Genomic DNA, 19041 nt, shown 5'->3' with positions numbered 1-19041 from the left:
GGTTGTTCAAACGGCGCGCGCGCAAGGAGGCGCGGTGCGCATGGAAGCGTCGTGCTGCCTGGCTGGCGTCAAGATATGAAGGACCAGCGAACACTTAGAGATTGCCGGTTTGCAGCAGGACCTGTTTTTGAACCGATGTTTCATCAAACAGGGTCCATTCGCGGCGCAGCTTGGTTTCGCCACCGATCAACTGACCAAATTCGGCGTGGCTGATGCCGAGCACATAGACCTCGGCACCGGTAGGTGCGCCGAAAGCGCCCCAGCCGTCATGCTTGCCCCAAAGGCTCCAGCGAATGGCCGAGCGAGGCGGCATCTGCGGGTCTTCGCGACCGATCTGGTGATGAATGGTGAACTTTGCATTGGGGAAAGAGGCGCGCAGGCCCATCCAAAAGCGATCCACAGGCGCCCAGCCGTGCCCCGTGACGCCGCCGGGGTACTCGGTCTGTGCTGCGCGGTCGTACTCTGCCTCGATCACACCCATGTCTGCATTCATGATGCGGGTCAGAATGTCGGCGTGACGCTGGCCCCATTCATTGTCATTGCCGGTACCCGTGTAGGGTCCGGGTTGATCAGTGCTCGGTGTCAGCGGTTTGATGCAGGCTTCCGGCCCGCCTTCGCGGGTGATCAGGTCGCGCGCATAGTCAGCCGGATCCCAGCCCATCTGGCGCACGATGGCACCCTGATCGCGGATAAGCCATTCGTCGTCGATGGCGTTGTTCCTCGCATGGCAGTCGGCGAGAATACGGTACTGAAGCTTGGTGCCGGTTGCCTTGCCGTAGACGCCGTCACCCGAATGGGTCGCGGTCGAGATGATACGGTGGCTCGACAACATGCCCTCTTCCGGGGTGCCGGACCAGATCACGTCTTCGCCCAGTAGTTCGCGATCAGGAAATTCGGCAAGCGTTGCCATGGTGGCACCGATGACGTTCTGGTTGCCCAGAACCACCGAACCGGGCGAGCGTACGACGATATCTTTGCTATAGTACTCATGCAGCGTGGCAATGCCGCGGTCTTCCCAGATTTCCTTGGTGATGCCGATGATGTAGTCGGGAAAATCACGGAATTTGGGGTCAAAGCCGTTCATTGGTCGTATCCTTCAGGGGTTTTGGCAGAGCCGCGCACAACAAGCGGCCCGTCGATAGCGATTTTGCGGGGCACCACGGCGGCCGGTTGGTTGATGTGGTCAAGCAGGGCGGACACTGTTTCCTGAACCATCATGTTGGACCTTTGGCGAAGGGTTGTCAGGTCATAGGCGGGCCAGCCTGCAGGCGGCACATCGTCGAAGCCCACGACCGAGACGTCCTCGGGGATTTTCAGGTTCAGGTCGAAGCGGAGGACGTCCATCACGGCAAGGGCCATGTGGTCGTTTGCCACGAAGACGGCGTCGGGACGGTCTGCAGCGGGTTTGTCGAACAGTTCTCGTGCGGCTTCACGAGCGGTTTCGGTGTGGAAATCGCCAACGGCGCGGGAGTGGAGGTCATGTCCGGCGTCCTGCAGGGCCGCGCGGAAGCCGGCCTCGCGGTCGCGCTGGGTCGAGGCGCCCTCCCACCCGGCAACATAACTGATTTTCTTGTGTCCGCCCGCGATTAGGAACTCGGCGACCTTGCGGCCTCCGGCGTAGTTGTCGGTGGCGACCGAGGTGATGCCGTCCATGTCCTGAGAGCGGTTGAACAGCACGATGGGAATGCCCGCCTGCTGGCAGCGCGAAGCAACGTTCGAGGACATGGCGACCGAGGCCATGACGATACCGTCGACCTGGTAGTCGAGGATTTCCTCGAGCACGTCGTCTATGTTACCCGAAGTTTGCGCTGCCATGAAGATCAGCACGTGATAGCCGTGTTCCTGCAAGCTGTTGGATAGTTTTTCGATTGCCACCGGATAGAACTGGTTTTCGAGGTAGGCGACCACGAGACCGATGATACGGCTTTTTCCAGAGACCATTGCGCGGGCCAGGACGTTGGGGCGATAGCCCAGTTCCTCTGCTGCCTTGCGGACCTTTTCGCGTGTTTTGGCCGACACGGAAGCGCCGGGGGTGAAGACGCGGCTGACCGCTGATTGCGAGACGCCGGCCAGTTCGGCCACTTGCAGGGATGTGATCTTGTCCGCCATCAGTCTGCCGTCCATCCACCGTCAATCAGCATTGAGGTGCCGGTCACAAGGCCCGAGGCGTCCGAGGCAAGGTAAAGGACGGCGCCCATGATGTCCTCGACTTCTCCCACACGATCGAGCTTGATCTTTTCCATGATCCAAGCGGCACGTTCGGGGTTGTCGAAGGTGGATTGGGTGAGGGGGGTGCGGATGAAGGTCGGGCAGACCGTGTTGATGCGGATGCGCGATTTGCCCCATTCGATTGCCATGGCTTTGACCATGCCTTCGAGCCCGTGTTTGGTGGCGCAATAAAGCGCGCGATCAACGCCGCCAACGTGCCCCATCTGCGAGGAGATATGGATGATCGAGCCGGGCTTGCCCGCCGCTATCATCGCCTTGGCCGCATAGGCCGACAGAAAATAGGCTGACCGCAGGTTGACGTCTGTGACCGCGTCGAAATCTTCAGGTGTGGTGTCCATCGCGGGGCCGTGGCGGGCGAGGCCTGCAGAGTTCACCACGATGTCAAAGGCGCGGGCATCGACTAGCATTTTCAGCGCACCAAGATCGCCCTGATCGAGTTGCACGGCTTCTGCCGACCAACCCGCTGCCGTCATGGTCGTGACGGTGTCCTGCAACCGTTCCACCCCGCGTGCGGCGCAGACCACATGGGCGCCAGCCTCGGCCAGCGCGACGGCACAGCCCTGACCGATGCCCGAAGAGGCGCCGGTCACCAGCGCGGTCTTGCCGGTCAGAGAAAGGGAAGGGGTGCGGGGCAGGTCTGTCATCAGCTCATTCCATCGGGCAGGGGGATCGGCCCCATATTGCGGGCCTTGTTGAATTCACGCAGACGGGCAAAGACGTCTACGCCCAGCTGAGAATAGACATCGATTAGGTCGACCAAAACCCAGTTTTCACGGATAAACCCGTTTTCAACGCGCCAGAAATCCAGCGACTTGAGGGTGATTTTCTTGCCAGTAGGCGCAATGCCCATCCAGCCGCCTTGGCTTACCGATTGGGCCATGTTGGGCCAGCCGGTCACAGAGACATAGGCACCGTCTCCGAAGAAGTGGAAGGTCAGGTCTTCGTCGTGCTGTCCGCGGTCAGGCATGGCGGCAAGAAATGGGATCTGGTGCCAGTGTCGGAAGCCTGCAAATCCGCGCGCGGTACCGATACCGGACGGGCCATACCAGTTCATTCGCGGGTGCCAGAACCGGTGCGGCTCCATTACCTCTGGGCCGCCCTTGGTGGGGTGTTTGACCAGATGGGTCAGCATGTCGATCACCAGCTTGCAGGAGGCCTCGGAGGTCTCGACATCATAAGGTCCGGGCACAAGCCCATCCTGTGTTGCAGGGCCGGGCACCAGGCCTTCACGCCCAAGCGACGGTGCCAGCGGCCAGGCGTTGGCCTGAACCATGACCTCGGAGATGTCCCAGATCGCCTGCATTTCGACGATCTTGTCATTTTCGATGCGATAAAACTCGTGAAACCGCATGGTGACCTGATGGCCTGTCGGGGGAATATCCAGCCAAGGGGCCAGGAAGGTGCCGGTGTAGTAACCACCACATCCCACCCAATCGAGCCCATGTTCGTCCTGCCCCGCGACAACGATGTAGTCCCGACGCTCAAGGTCCGGCCATGCGGTCAGAAGGTCGACATAGGCCGCGTCATAGTAGGTATCCGCGCCAATGCTGTCGCCAATCGGCGCGGACAGCCGAAACACAGCATCGGGCGCGGCAGCCGAAGCCAAGGCCGCGCGTACGGTCGTTTCTTCAAAGTCATACATGGCACTCCGCAAGGGTGCGATCAGGGCTTTATGTGCGGAAGGTCTGTCCATGTTTCATCTTTTCAGAGGTACTTCGGGGAGTTCCGTGGGGGAGACCCCCACGGCATGATCTTGCCTTACTCGGCAGCGTCGCGATAAGGCGCGGCCTCGCCATAAGGTACGTTGATACCACCGTACCGACGCACCCGTACGTTGCACTGTTCAGCGTGGCCGACAAAGCCCTCGAGCATACACAGACGCGAACCGTATTCACCGATCAGCGTCGCCGCTTCATCGGTCAGAACCTTCTGGTAGCTGTGGGTTTTCAGGTACTTGCCAACCCAGAGACCACCGGTGTAGCGGCCAGCCTTTTTGGTGGGCAGGGTGTGGTTGGTGCCGATTACCTTGTCACCGTTCGAGACGTTGGTACGAGGGCCAAGGAACAGCGCGCCGTAGCAGGTCATGTTCTCAAGGAACCAGTCGTCACGGTCGGTCATCACCTGCACGTGCTCGGAGGCGATGTCGTCGGCGACCTGAAGCATCTCGTCATATGTGTCACACAGGATCACCTCGCCATATTCCTCCCAGCTGACGCGGGCGGTGCCAGCGGTTGGCAGGATGTCGAGGATGCGGTCCACTTCGGAAAGGGTTTCTTCTGCCAGTTTGCGCGAGTTGGTGAGCAGAACGCAGGGGCTGTTGTAGCCATGCTCTGCCTGACCCAGAAGATCAGTGGCGCACATTTCGGCGTCCACGGTGTCATCCGCGATGACCATGGTCTCGGTCGGACCTGCAAAGAGGTCGATACCAACCCGGCCAAAAAGCTGACGCTTGGCTTCGGCCACGAATGCGTTGCCCGGGCCGACCAGCATGTGAACGGGTTCGATGGTCTCGGTCCCCAATGCCATGGCGCCGATGGCCTGAATGCCACCCATGACATAGATTTCATGCGCGCCGCCCAGGTGCATCGCGGCGATCACGGCCGCGTTGGGCTTGCCTTCGAACGGCGGGGTGCAGGCGATGATGCGCGGCACCCCGGCGACCGAGGCGGTGGCAACCGACATATGCGCCGAGGCGACCATGGGGAATTTACCGCCGGGAATGTAGCAGCCCACGGATTGCACGGGGATGTTCTTGTGGCCAAGGATCACACCGGGCAGGGTTTCAACTTCGATGTCCAGCATCGAGTCGCGCTGCGCTTGGGCAAAGTTGCGCACCTGGGCTTGAGCGAACTTTATGTCTTCCAGCTCGCGGTCGGTCAGCTGGCCGATCAGTTCGTCAATCTGTGCTTGCGACAGGCGAAAGCTCTCGGGGCTGTAGTTGTCGAACTTTTCCGACAATTCGCGCACTGCGGTGTCGCCGCGGGTTTCGATGTCTTTCAGCGTCGCTTCGACAACCGCACGGGTCTTGGCGTCGTCCTCGGCACGATCCGCTTCGGGTTTGCCGCGTTTCAGATACTCAATCGTCATTGTGCTGATCCTTGGTTGTCGGGACGGGGGGCTTGTTTTTCGCCACGGTCATAGGCTTCCCAGCCTTCGCCGTTGAAGAGATCTACGCCAAGCTGTGCGGCGACATGGGGAAAATCGACATTCACCCAGTTGTCCACGATCTTGCCGTCGACAACTTTCCAGAAATCCATGTAGCGGATTTCGACGCGCTTGCCGGTGGGGGCGATACCGAGGAACTCACCCGAGTGGGTGGCTTCCTGGCGGCCAAAGGCGGCTGCCCATTCGCCCATGTAAAGGCGGGCTTCGTCGATGCAGGTTTTGTCCGAAAAGGCTGCCTGGAAGGGGCGTTGCCAGTTGTCCTGGAACTCTTTCAGGCCGGTTTTCGTGCCGCAGCCCTGATTGCCTAGCCAGCGGAATCCCTGGCTGAAGAACTCGCCAATGTCGTCGATACGGTGATCGTTGAGACCGTCGACCATTGTTTCGATTACGCGACGGGTCTCATCGGTCTTGCTCATGTCCGTGTCGCGCGTCAGCACGGCCTGTTCGGGGCGAGAGCCTTTCATTTTTTGTCTTTCCTTTTGTGTCTTGGCCCGAGAGTCACCTGTGACGTGCAGAGGAGATTTGCGTCGGCAAATGACCCTCGGAGGGAGTTTTGGGGCATCGCGCGAAGCCGCGCGAATTTTATCCTTTGACGGCACCGGCGGTCAGACCACCGACGATCTGGCGCTGGAAGAACATCACTAGGATGAACAGCGGCGCGGTGGCTGAGACCACAGCCGCAACGGCGAACATCACGTTGCCTTCGGTCTGGGTCGTGCCGAGGAAAGCGTTGATGGCTGGAACCATGGTCCGGTTGCTTTCCGAGAGCAGCATCGCCCCTACCGCAAAGTCATTGTAGGCTAGCAGGAACGAGAACAGACCCGTGGTGATCACGCCTGGCCACATGACCGGGATAATCACGCGGCGGAAGGCCTGGAACTGGTTGCAGCCGTCGACCTTGGCGCTTTCGTCCAGCTCGGAAGGGATGTTCTTGAAGAAGGAATGCAGCATCCACAGGGTAAAGGGCTGGTTGATCGCCACGAGCACGATGATGGTGGTCGGCAGAATGCCCCAGACGTTCCATTCAAAGAACGGCAACAGGTAACCCGACACAAGGGTAATCGGCGGCATGGCGCGGAAGATCAGCGCAGTGATCAAGAGCCAGAACGTGTAGTTGTAGGTCGAGCGCGACAGGGCATAGCCGCCAAGCGTGCCGATGGTCAGTGAGATGGTGACCACGAAGAAGCAGACGATGCCCGTGTTCAGTACGTTGCGCCAGAACTCCTCTTTGATCCAGGCCCCCTCATAGCCCGTGGTGGTAAAGGGCGAGCCATAGACCGCCTCGGTTCGTTCGCCGGTCAGGGCGTTGGTCCAGTCGGCGATCGAGAAGAAATCAAGCTCGACCTTGAACGATCCCCAGAGCGTCCAGACGAATGGAAAGGCGGCGAGGATGAACCAAAAAAGGACGAAGAGGGAGGAAGCGACCCGAAGGCTCGCGGGCATTCTTTGTGCGCGGCTGGCCATGTTAGCGTGCTCCTTTGAAGTCGCGCCATGTGCGGACAAGCACAGGCGACAGAAGAATGGCGACCCCGATAATCGTGATCACGGAGGTTGCGGCGGCTGAGGACAGCTGACGCGTTTCACCGCTGAGGTCGTTGTAGATGAACGAGCTGAGTGATTGGGCATGGGCTGTGGCATTGAAACCGATGATCGGTTCAAAGACCTTGAAGTTGTCCATCAGCTGGATCAGCGCCACGAAGGTCACCAGCGGCATGAGATGCGGGACAACCACGTATTTGACCTGCTGCCAGCGGGTGGCGCCGTCAATCTGGGCGGCTTCCAGCTGGTCGCCCGGCAGGGTTTGCAGGCCGGCATAGAACACCACAAAGGCAAAGGGCGCAGCGTGCCAGACTCCATAGACCATCAGGGCCACCCACATCAGCCCGGTCGAAGCCTTGAGGCTGAAGTCGGGGTCTCCGGCCATGGCGACCAGGGCCGAACCAATCACCCCGCGGCTATCGACCATCCAGAACAGGATGAGTGAGCCAATCAGAGGTGTCACGATCATCGGCAAAAGCGAGAAGAAGATCATCAACCCCTTGAGGTGGTGATGCAGCGAGTTGATTGCCAGCGCGATGATCAATCCAAGGACAATGGTCAGCGGTGTGACAACGGCAACAAAGGTCAACGTGAAGGCCATCGCGCGATAGAACGGCAGATTGCCCAGTTCAGAGACAAATTCCCCAAGGCTGTCCGCCTTGGCCCAGCTCTCTTTCATCTCAGAGATCGCAAGGTGCCCGCGGTCGAAATAGATGTCGAGCCCCACAAAACGGCCGAGCGGTTTTTCCGCACGCAGCGCAGCGGTGGCCTCTTGGTCAACCGTCGTTTCCGTGGTGCAGCCTACCAGAGGTGTGCAGCTTTCTACTTCGATCAGAACCGCAGGGTGCGGCGCAAAAATTGACTGTGTCACTACCGAGACGATTGGCAATGCAATGAACAGCAGCATCGCAAGCCCTGTGGGCAGGAAGAACCAGAGGAATGTCTTGTGGCGCATGGCGTTTTCCCGGTGTGAAAGTGTGCGTGCGGACGGCCAAGCGTATCAGCCGCCCGCGCAGGGGCTTCTTACTGGAGGAAGCCTTTTTCGATGGCAGCGGCGCGGTAGGCGGCCTCAACGTCGGCCAGGGCCTGTTCGGCGCTTTCCTTGCCTTGCATGAAGTCCGCCAGTTCGTTGCCGAGGGCGCTGTGCATCAGGCCCATGTAAGGCAGCATCGGATAGGGCAGCGTGCCCATTTGGGCGGCTGCAAACACGCCCTGCGCGTCGGCGGTCGGCTTGTAGCCATCAATCAGCCAGACGGCCAGCGGGCTGGTTTCGTCGTTCAGCATGTCCGAGCGGATGCCGTGTTTCATGGCGAGGAAGGTTGCTTCGGCTTCTTCATCCGAAACATTTTTGCCAACGGTCCAGCCGTCCCACCACAGCGTCGAGGCCGGAATGGAACCACCGCCAACGGTCAGAGGCGCTGCAATCGCATGACCGTTTTTGACTTCGTCCAGAACGCCTTCGGTTGAGGTCTGTTGCGAGGCGCGTGACCCCCACATATTCATGATCGCAACGTTGCCGGCGCGGTATTCGGCGTTGGTGGCGTTAGAATCGTGGGTCAGGAAGTCGGGGTTCATGTATTCCGACAGGGCCTTCATCATCTTTAGCGCGTTGACACCCGCTTCGGTGTTGATGTTGGGCTCAGCGGTGCCGGGCTTGAAGTGGGTGCCGCCATAGCCGAGGAACATGTTGTTGAATTCCTGTGCCAGGTTCCAGCCAGCCTTGTAGGCGCCGCCAACCGGGTTCTGAAGAATACCCTGCTCGCGAATGGCCTGAGCCACTTCCAGCATTTCTTCGTAGGTTGTCGGAACCTCAACACCAGCTTGTTCGAGGATGTCCTTGCGGAACATCAGATGCTGTGCGTTTGCCATGAAGGCGACGGCCATGATGTCGTCGCCGATCTTGATAAGCTGGCTTTTCTGAAGCCCGTCACCGTGTTTTTCAACAAGGTCATTCAGAGGGCGCACCACATCTTCGTTCATCAACGCAACCAACGAGCTGTTGGCGATGATCGCGGTGGTGTATTCCGCCGGGTTGCCCGACATGCCCGCAACGTTGATGGTCTGGTGCTCAGAGGTCAGGTTCGACGTTACCGGCGCGCCGGTGCATTCCTGTGCCGCTGCGCCAACGGCTTGGATCGCGGCAAATTCGTTGCCAACGATGCTGACCCGCGCGTTGATTTCGCAAGCCTGCCCTGCTGTCGCGGCGAAGGCGGCAATGGACCCCGCCAAGGCAATTTTCTTCAAGAACATCAGTGTTCCTCCCTATGAAGACTTGGGTGCACCTTCGAAGACTGCACCCGGGGTGATGCCCCGTGACCGGGGTCGTAGAGCGAGGGTTAAACCTCGAGTCGTGCTCCTGTTTCTGCGTCGAACAGGTGGCAGTGATCTGTGTGGATGTGGATCGAAACCATGTCGTCGATCTCGGCGCGATAGGCCTTGTCCGCCTTTACGGACACAAGCGCGCCGCCGATACGCACCGAAACCATAGTGCTGTCGCCCAAGAGCTCCTGGGTATAGATCGGTGCGTTGATCTCGCCGCCGGCGTCCACCACGTTGGCATCTTCGGCGCGGAAGCCCAGGGTGATTTTGCCGTCCGGCGCGTTAAGGCCGGTTACTTCGGTATTCTGAGCGCGGAAGATGCCGTCTTTCACTTCGCCGTCCAGAAGGTTCATCGCCGGGTTGCCGATAAAGCTGGCGACAAAGGTATTGGCGGGGGTGTCGTAGATGTCGACCGGGGTGCCGACCTGCTGAACAACACCCTGTTTCATGATCACGACACGGTCGGCCAGGGTCATGGCTTCGATCTGGTCGTGTGTCACGTAGATCGTGGTGACCGCAAGTTCGTGGCTGAGGTTCTTGATCTGGGCGCGTGTCGAAACACGCAGCTTGGCATCAAGGTTCGACAGTGGCTCGTCCATCAGGAAGACGTTGGGCTCGCGCACGATTGCACGGGCCAGGGCCACACGCTGACGTTGACCGCCCGACAGCTCGGCGGGTTTGCGGTGCAGGAAGTCATCCAGCTCCACCATCGCCGAGGCCCGCCGCACCTTTTCGTCGTGGGTCTTGGGGTCGATACCCCGTACTTTCAGCGGAAAGCGGATGTTCTCGTAGACGTTCATGTTGGGATAGAGCGCGTAAGACTGGAACACCATCGCCACGTCGCGATCTTTGGGCTCCATGTCATTCACCCGCTGCCCGTCGATCATGATGTCGCCCTCAGAGGCATCTTCCAAACCCGCGATCATCCGCATGGTTGTAGTCTTGCCGCAACCTGACGGCCCGAGCAGCACAAGGAACTCCTTGTCGGCGATGGTCAGGTCGAAATTGTCGACCCCCACAAACGATCCCCAACGTTTTCCAACGTTGCGAAGTTGAATCTCGGCCATGTGTCCCCCCAAGCGGAATCGAAATGCATACGTTTGCAAAAACCTTATTTTAGCCGCATCATTTCTGGCAAGACATTTTTGCAAACGTATGCAATGTTGTTTTGGCAGCGGCGAGTCGAATGCCGCTAAACTTTCTTCAAGTCGCTGAAAAATGGCGGAAAATTATGAGCGATACGCAAAAAGAAAAATCTCTGGTACGCGCGTTTTATGCTGCGCTGGATGGTGCCGAGGTGGCCGATATTCCTGCTGTGGTGGCGCAATATTGCGACTCGACCCTGATCTGGCGGGGGTTTCACCCCTTCAACGAAATGGCCGGGCCAGAGGCCGTCGCAACTCAGTTCTGGCAGCCTCTTCGGCAGAGTTTGACGCGCATGCAGCGCCGCATGGACATTTTTATGGCTGGCCAGAATATGTATGCCGATCCGGGCGGAGTCTGGGTGGTGTCGATGGGGCATCTGATGGGCCTGTTCGATGCTGACTGGCTTGGCATACGCGCCACGCGCAAGATGGCTTTTCTCCGCTACTGCGCCTTCCACCGGGTAGAAGGTGACATGATCAAAGAGACGGCGATGTACTTCGACATCCCTCACCTGATGATGCAGGCCGGGCTACAACCGTTTCCGCCACAAACCGCCGCACATCTCGTGCAGCCCGGACCGATGACGCATGACGGGCTGATGTTTGACGCCCAACCTTTGGAGGAGGGGGAAAAGACCCTGGCAGCCATCAATGCCATGGTCTCAGATCTTGGCCAATGGAACCTTGGCCTGCCGCTGGAAGAAGAGCTTGCCCGAAGCTGGCACGACGACATGATCTGGTGGGGACCGGCCGGCATCGGTTCGACCTACACGATCGAACGATACGCCAAACAGCACTCAGGCCCTTTTCGCGCCGGGTTCAAGGACCGCTCGGCGACGGGACATATCTGCCGCTTGGCCGAAGGTCACTATGGCGGCTTTTTTGGCTGGCCCAACTTCACGGCCATTCCCTGCGGCGGTTTCATGGGTATGCCCGCAACTGACAAGCCGGGAGAGTTTCGGGTCATCGACATCTACCGCCGCGAGGGCGACAAGCTTGCCGAAAATTGGATCTTCATCGACCTGCTGCATTTCTGGAAACAGCAGGGCGTCGATATCCTGGCCCGTATGCAAGAGGTGCCACAGACATGAACGGCTGGATCGACGCACACCACCACCTTTGGGATCTCTCCGCGGTGACCTATCCATGGCTGATGGCCAAGGGCGTGGAACGGTTCTTTGGCGATCCGACCGCAATCCAAAAGAACTATCTTCTGCGCGATTTCCGAAGCGATGCAGAACCCGAGGGCTTTGCTGCTTCGGTTCATATCCAAGTCGGGGCCGAGGACGGTTTGCAAGAGGCATCGTGGGTGCAGGCGGTTGCCGACGCCAATCCGGATTGGCCCATGGCACAGGTGGTGTTCTGCGATCTGACTGCGCCCGACCTTGGGGCGCGGCTGGATGATTTTCAGGCCCTGTCGACAGTGCGCGGTGTTCGCCAGATCGTCGGGCGGGCTCCCGGCGAAGACGCCGTGACCGGCACCAATGATTTGCTGGATAATCCGCGCTTTGTCGAAGGCCTGCGCCAAGCAGGGCAGCGGGGCCTGTCCTTTGATCTGCAACTGATCCCCGAGTTGATGGAAAAGATGGCCTTGGTTCTGGAGCAAGCGCCAGACATCAAGGTTGCCCTGTGCCATGCCGGCAGCCCCCATGATCGCTCTGCCAGCGGCCTCGCCGGTTGGGCCGCGCAGTTGCACTGTTTGTCAGACTTGCCGCAGATCACCTGCAAGCTGTCCGGTCTGGGGATGTTCCAGCATGACTGGGAAGTGGAGGATTTCCGACCGATCATTGAGACATGCCTTGAGCAGTTCGGCCCGGATCGCTGCATGTTCGGATCGAACTTTCCGGTCGACAGTCTCTATTCCGACTATGCCACGCTGGTGCGGGCGCACCGTGAGATCGTCCCCGACGATATGTACGGCAAGGTGTTTCACGATACGGCCGCAAGATTCTATGCCCTGTGACGTCAGGACCAAACCATGAGCGAAACCTTTTTCTACGAGACCACCGTCATTCCCGAATGGATCGACTATAATGGGCATATGCAGGACGCATATTATGGGCTGATCTTCAGCTATGCCGTCGATGCCCTGCAGAACGAGATCGGGTTTGACGAAACCTATCGCAAAAGCACAGGCTGCACGATCTATCTGCTTGAGGACCACAAGTACTTCCTGAGGGAAGTCAAGGAAGGTGCAAAGCTTCGGGTCGAAACGGTGGTCCTCGACAGTGACGACAAGCGGTTTCACTTGTACCTGACAATGCGGGAAGGTGGCGAAGCGGTCGCCATAGGCGAGACGATGGAGTTGCACGTCGATCAGCACCCTGCGCCACATGCGGTAGCCATGCCAATCGAGATTGCGGAACGTCTGGCATCGGCGCAGGTATCCTGTCCGAATGATTTGAGCTTCCGATCCCGAAGCATCAAGTTGGGATCGCCAAAACTGGGCAACGACTGAACGAATCTGGACGATCATCCAGGCAAAGACTTGACCCGCGGCGAACGTCACCTGCCAAAGCACAATAATTTGCCCCATTGCCAACGGAATCCAGCCGGAACAGAACTTCAGGCAGGGAGAAATCAGAACTTCGGGCGAGAAGTACCGACGGCGAAACCAAGTTCACATTTTGCCGGTGGGCAAGCAAACAGCCACAAAGTGCCTAGAGTGAAAACGGAGCAAACCAAATAGAACGGAAGGGGGCTGACCAAGCAGCGGCCCCCGGCCGAGAGCCAACCTCAGAGCACCGCTAAATCCGATACGTTGCCTTGACGAAAGCAGCCGATGGCGTGGACTGCAGCATGTCTAACCAATCTGAAGACTGCTCTAGCAAGCAAGCCCGGATTTTCTTAGGTATGCGATGGATCGTTCCACTCCGTTTGGCACATGAACTTCGATGATGAGGCGTGGCGTGCTCTGAAGACACGCGAGGGCGTCAAACACGGATTGCCAACGAATACTGCCGTCGCCCAAGGCCCAATGTCGGTCAGCATATCCGTCGGCATCCTGCAAATGCACATGCTGCAACGCGTTTCCGGCCGCCTTGACATAGTAATCAACGGGGGGCGCACCACATGCGCCGTGGGCATAATGGGCATGGCCCGTATCAACCGAGACCTGCAGCGCATCAGACCCAAGGCTTGCGGCCAGTTCGACCCGGAAATGCGGATCAATATCGCTGATGTTTTCAAGCACCAGCGTGACACCCGTATCTTCGGCGCGCGCCACAACCGGGGCCATGGTTGTTTGAAACCGCTCAAAGATGCTCTCTTTGGCGTTGGGATAGTGCATGATGTTGCGATGGTCCCATTCCAGATAGGGGCTGTGCACCACCATATGGCTGCTGCCCAGCGTTTCGCAGATCTCGAGCGCCTTGAACATTCGGTCATGGATCACCTTGCGGATCATCGGATCCCATGTCGCCAGCGGCAGATCCCAGAAGGGGCCGTGAATACCATGCCGTCCGCGATACCCGTCCAGCGCCCGCTTTGCGCGATCGACCAGGGGGGCAAAATCGCTGTCCAGAACCAGAGGGTTGTGAAAATCCTGAAGTTCCAGATCACGATCATGATCGAACATCTCGTCACGAAGGGCGTCAAACCCGTCCAGGGTTAGGGCTGCTCCGACGATGGGAAGGTCCGCCATTATTATCTCCTGGGAAAGAACACTACTTGATGCCCGCGCGCATGAAGCTTTGAACAAACTGGCGCTGGAACAGAAGGAAAGCGATGAGAAGCGGCCCCGAGGTCATCAGGGTGGCGGCGTTGATCACGCTCCATTCAACCCCGGAATCGATTGAGGCAAAGATCTGCAATCCTACCGTCACGGGACGTGTTTCAACGGAATTGGTGATGATCAGCGGCCAGAGGAAATTGTTCCAGTGATGGCTCACCGAGACCAGCCCGTAGGCCAGATAGGTCGGTAGCGCCAGGGGCACATAGACCTTGAGCATGATGCCAAGGCTCGACATCCCCTCGATCTGCGCCGCCTCTTCGAGTTCCTTCGGAACCGAAAGAAAGGTCTGGCGCAGCAGGAAAATCCCGAAACCTGACGCGATATACGGCAGGGCGATTGCGGCAATCGTATCAACCAGTCCGAGATACCGAATGGACTTGTAGTTTTCGACGATTAGGATGTCGGGCATCACCAGAAGCTGCACCAGCACCAGTGCAAACAGGACATCGCGCCCCGGGAACCGGTAGCGCGCAAAGGCATAGGCCGCGAGGGTGCACAGGATGAACTGGCCGATCAGAATGACGGTCACAAGGACAAACGTGTTCAGGAAATAGCGCGCGAATGGCGCGGCCTCCCACGCCTTGGCAAAATTCTCGAACGTGACCGGGGCGAACAGGTCAAACCGCGCCTCATAGGCGGCAGGGTGAAACGCCGTCCAGATTGCATAGGCCAGAGGCAGAACCCAGATCAGGGCCAGCATCCAGGCCCCGGTGATATTGAGCGCACGCGTCATTTGTAATGCACCTTGCGGTCGAGAAAGAAGAATTGACCAAGGGCCAAGAGCGCCAGAAGCGCCAGCAACACCACGGTCAGAGACGCCGCATAGGACGTGTCCCAAAAGCGGAAGGCTGTCTCGTAGATGTAGTAGAGCAGCAGCGAAGACGCGTTGTCGGGGCCACCGCCCGTCAGAACGAAAATATGGTCGATCATGCGAAACGCATTCACCACGGCATTGACCCCGATAAACAGCGTGGTCGGCATCAGCAGGGGAAAGGTCACGCGCCGAAAGATCGTCCATGGGCCTGCGCCTTCGATACGCGCCGCCTCGATCAGGCTGGGCGGGATTGTCTGAAGCGCCGCCAGGTAGAAGATCATGAAGAACCCCGCCTCTTTCCAGATCGTCACCACCATCACACCCACAAGCGCGGTTTTGGGGCTGCCCAGCACGTTGGACTGGCCAAAGCCGAAAAAGCCCGTGATCTGGTCAAAAAGGCCAAAGCCGGGTGTGTAGAAAAACAGCCAGATATTGGCGACGGCGATCATCGGCAGCACAGTCGGGGTGAAATAGGCCATGCGCACAAAGCCCCGTCCGGGCAGCCGTTCGCTCACCCAAAGCGCCATCACAAGTGCAATCAGGATCGAGGTCGGAATAGTGCCGATGGCAAACCAGATATTGTTGCCAAGAACCTTCCAGAAGATCGGGTCTGAAATCAGCTCCTGATAGTTTTCAAGACCCGCCCAGCGACTTGGGCGGCGGCCTCTCGGCGTGGTCCTGAAACTCTGCCACAGGGTGGTGAGGGCCGGAATATGCGTAAACGCCAGCAGAAACACGAAAGCAGGCGTCAACAGCAGCCAGGCATGTATCCAGTGTCGTTGCATCGGGCGTTCCTTGATGGGGGGGCGAGGCGGGACCATCCCCGCCTCGCGCATTGGTTCAGCGATAGTCTTTCAGGACATCGTCGGCTTTGGCCTGCGCCTCGGCCAGCGCCTCGGCGGCCGATTTTTCACCGGTAATCGCGGCATGCAGCGCATCGTTGAAAATGCGGGTCACACGCTGGTTTTCGTAGGTCGACAGCTCGGCAGTTGCGAACTCCAACTGGTCACGCGCAACCAATGCCGGCGGGAAGTCCGCGACATAGGCCTTCATGACGTCCGAGTCCCAGGTCGCCGGAGACGGGGCAACATAGCCGGTCGCGATCGACCACTTGGCCGCTTGCGTGGGCTGGGAAATCCACTTGATAAAGTCAAACGCGGCCTTGGTCTCTTCGTCCGAGCCACCCTTGAACAGATAGAAGTTGCCGCCACCGGTCGGTGCACCGCGGCTTACCTTGGCGGGCAGCATGGCAACGCCGAACTCGAACGGAGCGTTTTTGCGCACGTTGGTCAGGTTACCGGTCGAGGTCCACATCATCGCGGTCTGGCCTTCGAAAAAGGCCTTGGGCGTGGCGCCCCATTCGATGATGCCCGGCGCCATGACGCCGTCCTTGGACAAGGACACCAGATACTCCAGAGCTTCGACAACCTTGGGATCGTCAAAGTTCGTCTTGGTGCCGCCTTCGGAAACCAGCGTCGCGCCGTTCGACGTCGTCAGGCCCTGGAACAGCCAGTACGGGAAGCCGGACGAGGGAATGCGCACGCCCCATTGGGTGACGTTCCCGCTGTCGTCCTTCTTGGTCAGCTTTGCCGCCCATTCCTTCATCTCGTCCCAAGTTTCGGGCGCGCGGTTCAGGCCGGCCTCGGCCAGTGCTTCCTTGTTATAGTAAAGCACAGGCGTCGAACGCTGAAACGGAATGCCATAGGTCTTACCGTCGATCATGGAGTTTTCCATGAAAGCCGGATAGAACGACTTGAGCCATGCTTTGTCTTCGTCTGTCGTGGCGAAATCATCAAAGGCGTGGATCAGATCTTCGTCGTAGAGGGTGTACATATCTACCGACAGGATCACCGACAGCTGCGGCGCGTTACCACCGCGCGCAGCTGTCAACGCCTTGGCAACCGTATCCTGATAGGACCCGGCATAAATTGCCTCGATGTTCACATCGGGGTTGGCCGCCACGTATTCGGCCGTCAGGTCTTCGATGGTGTTGGCAGCAGCCCCACCAACAGCAACCGGGAAGTAGAACTCCAGGTCCACGGCCATTGCTGGCGAGGCAGCAAGAGCCATTGCGGCCGCGGCCGCTTTGAGCTTCGAGATCATGTCATTTCTCCATGGATGAAAAGGCCGGCCAGGCCGGCAGGCAGCGCCCGAAACAGATCGGAGGCATGGGGGAGCACGCGGGTCATGATGCCCCTCGTGCAAAACTGGCCGCACGCGCGGCATCATCAACGCGCGTCTGGGATGAGGTATCGAAAAGGTGCACGTCTTCTGCCTCAAAGCTGAAAGACAGCGGCGCACCATGCGCAAAGCTGTGGTTGCCCTGAAGCTTGGCCAGAAGGCGGGTGCCGTCTGCTTCAAGCTCGACAAGGGTGTCGGCCCCCAGAAACTCGGCGTTCCTGACCATCGCCTTGAGCGGACCCTCCGCTGCGATCCTGAGCTGCTCGGGCCGGATACCGATCTGCAGGTGCTCCGCGCCCTGTCCTGCGCCAAAAACCCCGGCCGGCAAAAGGTTCATCGGAGGTGTTCCGATAAAACGTGCCGCAAAGGGCGTGGCGGGCGCAGAGTAAAGCTCTTGTGGCGATGCAACCTGTTCGATGCGCCCCGCATTCATCAGAACAACCTGATCGGCCATGGTGATCGCCTCGATCTGGTCATGGGTGACGTAAACCATGGTAAAGCCAAGCTTGCGCTGCAATTGCCGGATTTCACGCCGCATCTCGTCGCGCAGGCGCGCATCAAGGTTCGACAAGGGCTCGTCCATCAGACAGACAGGCCGCCGAGAAATCACCGCCCGCCCCAGCGCAACACGCTGTTGTTGTCCGCCCGACAGGGCCGCCGGTTTGCGATCAAGATATGGCGTCAGCTCAAGAAGCTCGGCAACTTCGGCCAATCGCCGGTCACGTTCCGCCTTGTTCAGCCGCTCGACCCGCAGGCCGAAAACGATGTTTTCCGCCACCGACAAATGCGGGAAAAGCGCATAGTTCTGGAACACCATCGACAGCTGACGCTGCGCCGGCGGCAGCATCGTCACGTCGTCTTCGCCAATATGAACCGTCCCCGCAGTGACCGTTTCCAGCCCGGCAATCGCCCGCAAGGTGGTGGATTTACCACAGCCCGACGGGCCAAGGATCGCCGTGAACTTGCCCGCGGGAATCTCGAGATCAATCCCCTTGAGCGACTCCGTCTCGCCCCAGGCCTTGCGCACGGCGGACAATCGTATCGCTTTGCCGTTCTGAACACTCATCCGTCCACCTCGTCGCAGATCACAAGATTGACACCGGCCCCGGCAAGCATGTCGCATATCGCTTGGGGGGGACGGGTGTCGCAAACAACATGATCGACCTCTGTAACGTGCCCGCTACAGGCATGGGCCGTGCGTGCGAATTTGGTCGCGTCAAGAACCAGAATGCGTGTCTGGGCATTGCGAAAGATCGCCTCGCGGGCAAAAACATCCTCTTCGGACAGATCCAGCAACGCGCCATCAGGGCTGATGGCCGCCACGCCAAACAGGCCGATGTCAAACCGGTAGCCGTCGAAGAAATCCACAGCCGCCGGACCGACGATATCGGCCTCGGACCGGCGCAGACGCCCGCCGGGAATGGTCACTTGGGTGCCGTCGAACTGGTGGGCCGTCATCGCGACATGCAGGTTGTTCGAAAAAAGCTGCAGACCCTGGTGTCGATCCAGATTGGCCACGACAAGTTCGGGCGTCGTGCCAATCGAAACCGCCACCGTCGCGCCATCGGGAATAATCTTGGCCGCGGCCCGTCCGACCATCTTTTTGGCCGACAGGTTCAGGATGCGGCGCAGTTCATAGTGTCTCGCACCCACGGTCGCCAGCTCGACCCCGCCATGGACGCGCCTCAGCAGCCCCTTGCGGCACATCGTATTGACATCTTTTCGGATCGTTTGCGTCGCGACGCCGAATTGCGCTGCAAGCTCTTCAACTTTGGCCTGCCCCCGGTCGCGCACGATCTCGGCGATCTGCGCCTGACGTTCGGTGCTTCCGGTGGCAGATATCTGCTTGGTGGGTGGTGCTTCTTGGTTCATGTGAACCTGCTAGCGCACTCACATGAACCAATTGTGACGGATCG

Annotated in this window: 19 protein-coding genes; 3 read left to right on the top strand and 16 right to left on the bottom strand. The window is 59.2% G+C overall.

What is annotated here, in order from left to right:
- Window positions 1-94 precede the first annotated feature (94 nt).
- The 10 genes from NNA36_RS11180 to NNA36_RS11135 form a co-directional block, all read right to left on the bottom strand.
- Window positions 95-1084, bottom strand: coding sequence for an ester cyclase (locus NNA36_RS11180; protein WP_255107104.1), 990 nt, complete (start codon window positions 1082-1084; stop codon window positions 95-97).
- Window positions 1081-2112 carry a LacI family DNA-binding transcriptional regulator gene (locus NNA36_RS11175; RefSeq protein WP_255107243.1) on the bottom strand — a complete coding sequence of 344 codons (1032 nt, stop codon included), beginning with the start codon at window positions 2110-2112 and terminating at the stop codon, window positions 1081-1083. The genes NNA36_RS11180 and NNA36_RS11175 overlap by 4 nt, the downstream gene beginning before the upstream one ends.
- Window positions 2109-2873, bottom strand: coding sequence for an SDR family NAD(P)-dependent oxidoreductase (locus NNA36_RS11170; protein ID WP_255107103.1), 765 nt, complete (start codon window positions 2871-2873; stop codon window positions 2109-2111). Before NNA36_RS11170 ends, NNA36_RS11175 begins: the two co-directional genes overlap by 4 nt.
- Entirely contained in the window at window positions 2873-3922 is a 1050-nt protein-coding gene (locus tag NNA36_RS11165; protein WP_255107102.1) for an ester cyclase, read from the bottom strand. Before NNA36_RS11165 ends, NNA36_RS11170 begins: the two co-directional genes overlap by 1 nt.
- Before the next feature lie 65 nt (window positions 3923-3987).
- Window positions 3988-5316, bottom strand: a complete 1329-nt coding sequence (hisD, locus tag NNA36_RS11160) for a histidinol dehydrogenase (RefSeq protein WP_255107101.1) — start codon at window positions 5314-5316, stop codon at window positions 3988-3990.
- A complete protein-coding gene (locus tag NNA36_RS11155; RefSeq protein ID WP_255107100.1) occupies window positions 5313-5858 on the bottom strand; it encodes an ester cyclase in 546 nt (181 codons plus the stop codon). The genes hisD and NNA36_RS11155 overlap by 4 nt, the downstream gene beginning before the upstream one ends.
- 118 nt (window positions 5859-5976) lie before the next feature.
- Window positions 5977-6858: a carbohydrate ABC transporter permease gene (locus NNA36_RS11150; protein WP_255107099.1), complete on the bottom strand. Its 882-nt coding sequence runs from the start codon at window positions 6856-6858 to the stop codon at window positions 5977-5979.
- A 1-nt stretch (window position 6859) separates the two neighbouring features.
- A complete protein-coding gene (locus tag NNA36_RS11145) occupies window positions 6860-7888 on the bottom strand; it encodes a carbohydrate ABC transporter permease (RefSeq protein WP_255107098.1) in 1029 nt (342 codons plus the stop codon).
- Between the two features lie 68 nt (window positions 7889-7956).
- Window positions 7957-9183: an ABC transporter substrate-binding protein gene (locus tag NNA36_RS11140; protein WP_255107097.1), complete on the bottom strand. Its 1227-nt coding sequence runs from the start codon at window positions 9181-9183 to the stop codon at window positions 7957-7959.
- Between the two features lie 86 nt (window positions 9184-9269).
- Window positions 9270-10319 (bottom strand): ABC transporter ATP-binding protein, encoded by a 1050-nt coding sequence (locus tag NNA36_RS11135; protein WP_255107096.1) that lies wholly within the window; start codon window positions 10317-10319, stop codon window positions 9270-9272.
- A gap of 164 nt (window positions 10320-10483) precedes the next feature.
- On the opposite strand from NNA36_RS11135, the gene NNA36_RS11130 reads away from it, so the two are divergent.
- Genes NNA36_RS11130 through NNA36_RS11120 form a run of 3 tightly spaced genes read left to right on the top strand, consistent with a single transcriptional unit; the run spans window position 10484 to window position 12855 of the window.
- Entirely contained in the window at window positions 10484-11488 is a 1005-nt protein-coding gene (locus tag NNA36_RS11130) for a nuclear transport factor 2 family protein (RefSeq protein WP_255107242.1), read from the top strand.
- Window positions 11485-12360 carry an amidohydrolase gene (locus NNA36_RS11125; RefSeq protein WP_255107095.1) on the top strand — a complete coding sequence of 292 codons (876 nt, stop codon included), beginning with the start codon at window positions 11485-11487 and terminating at the stop codon, window positions 12358-12360. Before NNA36_RS11130 ends, NNA36_RS11125 begins: the two co-directional genes overlap by 4 nt.
- A 15-nt stretch (window positions 12361-12375) precedes the next feature.
- Window positions 12376-12855, top strand: coding sequence for a thioesterase family protein (locus NNA36_RS11120; protein WP_255107094.1), 480 nt, complete (start codon window positions 12376-12378; stop codon window positions 12853-12855).
- A 366-nt stretch (window positions 12856-13221) separates the two neighbouring features.
- Here the strand turns inward: NNA36_RS11120 and NNA36_RS11115 are convergent, their stop codons facing one another.
- The 6 genes from NNA36_RS11115 to NNA36_RS11090 all read right to left on the bottom strand — a co-directional run bounded on the left by NNA36_RS11115 (window position 13222) and on the right by NNA36_RS11090 (window position 18997).
- Window positions 13222-14040, bottom strand: coding sequence for a sugar phosphate isomerase/epimerase (locus NNA36_RS11115; protein ID WP_255107093.1), 819 nt, complete (start codon window positions 14038-14040; stop codon window positions 13222-13224).
- Window positions 14041-14062: 22 nt separating this feature from the next.
- The gene (locus NNA36_RS11110) at window positions 14063-14863 is read right to left on the bottom strand and encodes a carbohydrate ABC transporter permease (protein ID WP_255107092.1); all 801 of its coding nucleotides are present in this window, start codon (window positions 14861-14863) and stop codon (window positions 14063-14065) included.
- Entirely contained in the window at window positions 14860-15729 is an 870-nt protein-coding gene (locus NNA36_RS11105) for a carbohydrate ABC transporter permease (RefSeq protein WP_255107091.1), read from the bottom strand. Before NNA36_RS11105 ends, NNA36_RS11110 begins: the two co-directional genes overlap by 4 nt.
- 55 nt (window positions 15730-15784) lie before the next feature.
- Complete coding sequence (locus NNA36_RS11100; protein ID WP_255107090.1) at window positions 15785-17047, bottom strand: ABC transporter substrate-binding protein; 1263 nt, start codon at window positions 17045-17047, stop codon at window positions 15785-15787.
- A gap of 82 nt (window positions 17048-17129) precedes the next feature.
- Entirely contained in the window at window positions 17130-18191 is a 1062-nt protein-coding gene (locus tag NNA36_RS11095) for an ABC transporter ATP-binding protein (RefSeq protein WP_255107089.1), read from the bottom strand.
- Window positions 18188-18997, bottom strand: coding sequence for a DeoR/GlpR family DNA-binding transcription regulator (locus NNA36_RS11090; protein WP_255107088.1), 810 nt, complete (start codon window positions 18995-18997; stop codon window positions 18188-18190). Before NNA36_RS11090 ends, NNA36_RS11095 begins: the two co-directional genes overlap by 4 nt.
- Window positions 18998-19041 lie beyond the last annotated feature (44 nt).

Source organism: Shimia sp. CNT1-13L.2, from assembly GCF_024331145.1.
Lineage (GTDB): Bacteria > Pseudomonadota > Alphaproteobacteria > Rhodobacterales > Rhodobacteraceae > Shimia.
Note: the sequence above shows the minus strand (reverse complement) of the source record. Positions and strands in the feature narration are given on the sequence as shown.

Excerpts from the sequence above, each read along its gene's own strand:
- NNA36_RS11155 (WP_255107100.1), bottom strand. The coding sequence starts at position 5,858 with ATGAAAGGCTCTCGCCCCGAACAGGCCGTGCTGACGCGCGACACGGAC.
- NNA36_RS11130 (WP_255107242.1), top strand. The coding sequence starts at position 10,484 with ATGAGCGATACGCAAAAAGAAAAATCTCTGGTACGCGCGTTTTATGCT.
- NNA36_RS11100 (WP_255107090.1), bottom strand. The coding sequence starts at position 17,047 with ATGATCTCGAAGCTCAAAGCGGCCGCGGCCGCAATGGCTCTTGCTGCC.
- NNA36_RS11135 (WP_255107096.1), bottom strand. The coding sequence starts at position 10,319 with ATGGCCGAGATTCAACTTCGCAACGTTGGAAAACGTTGGGGATCGTTT.
- NNA36_RS11125 (WP_255107095.1), top strand. The coding sequence starts at position 11,485 with ATGAACGGCTGGATCGACGCACACCACCACCTTTGGGATCTCTCCGCG.
- NNA36_RS11095 (WP_255107089.1), bottom strand. The coding sequence starts at position 18,191 with ATGAGTGTTCAGAACGGCAAAGCGATACGATTGTCCGCCGTGCGCAAG.
- hisD (WP_255107101.1), bottom strand. The coding sequence starts at position 5,316 with ATGACGATTGAGTATCTGAAACGCGGCAAACCCGAAGCGGATCGTGCC.
- NNA36_RS11115 (WP_255107093.1), bottom strand. The coding sequence starts at position 14,040 with ATGGCGGACCTTCCCATCGTCGGAGCAGCCCTAACCCTGGACGGGTTT.
- NNA36_RS11145 (WP_255107098.1), bottom strand. The coding sequence starts at position 7,888 with ATGCGCCACAAGACATTCCTCTGGTTCTTCCTGCCCACAGGGCTTGCG.
- NNA36_RS11140 (WP_255107097.1), bottom strand. The coding sequence starts at position 9,183 with ATGTTCTTGAAGAAAATTGCCTTGGCGGGGTCCATTGCCGCCTTCGCC.
- NNA36_RS11105 (WP_255107091.1), bottom strand. The coding sequence starts at position 15,729 with ATGCAACGACACTGGATACATGCCTGGCTGCTGTTGACGCCTGCTTTC.
- NNA36_RS11170 (WP_255107103.1), bottom strand. The coding sequence starts at position 2,873 with ATGACAGACCTGCCCCGCACCCCTTCCCTTTCTCTGACCGGCAAGACC.
- NNA36_RS11120 (WP_255107094.1), top strand. The coding sequence starts at position 12,376 with ATGAGCGAAACCTTTTTCTACGAGACCACCGTCATTCCCGAATGGATC.
- NNA36_RS11180 (WP_255107104.1), bottom strand. The coding sequence starts at position 1,084 with ATGAACGGCTTTGACCCCAAATTCCGTGATTTTCCCGACTACATCATC.
- NNA36_RS11110 (WP_255107092.1), bottom strand. The coding sequence starts at position 14,863 with ATGACGCGTGCGCTCAATATCACCGGGGCCTGGATGCTGGCCCTGATC.
- NNA36_RS11150 (WP_255107099.1), bottom strand. The coding sequence starts at position 6,858 with ATGGCCAGCCGCGCACAAAGAATGCCCGCGAGCCTTCGGGTCGCTTCC.
- NNA36_RS11165 (WP_255107102.1), bottom strand. The coding sequence starts at position 3,922 with ATGGACAGACCTTCCGCACATAAAGCCCTGATCGCACCCTTGCGGAGT.
- NNA36_RS11090 (WP_255107088.1), bottom strand. The coding sequence starts at position 18,997 with ATGAACCAAGAAGCACCACCCACCAAGCAGATATCTGCCACCGGAAGC.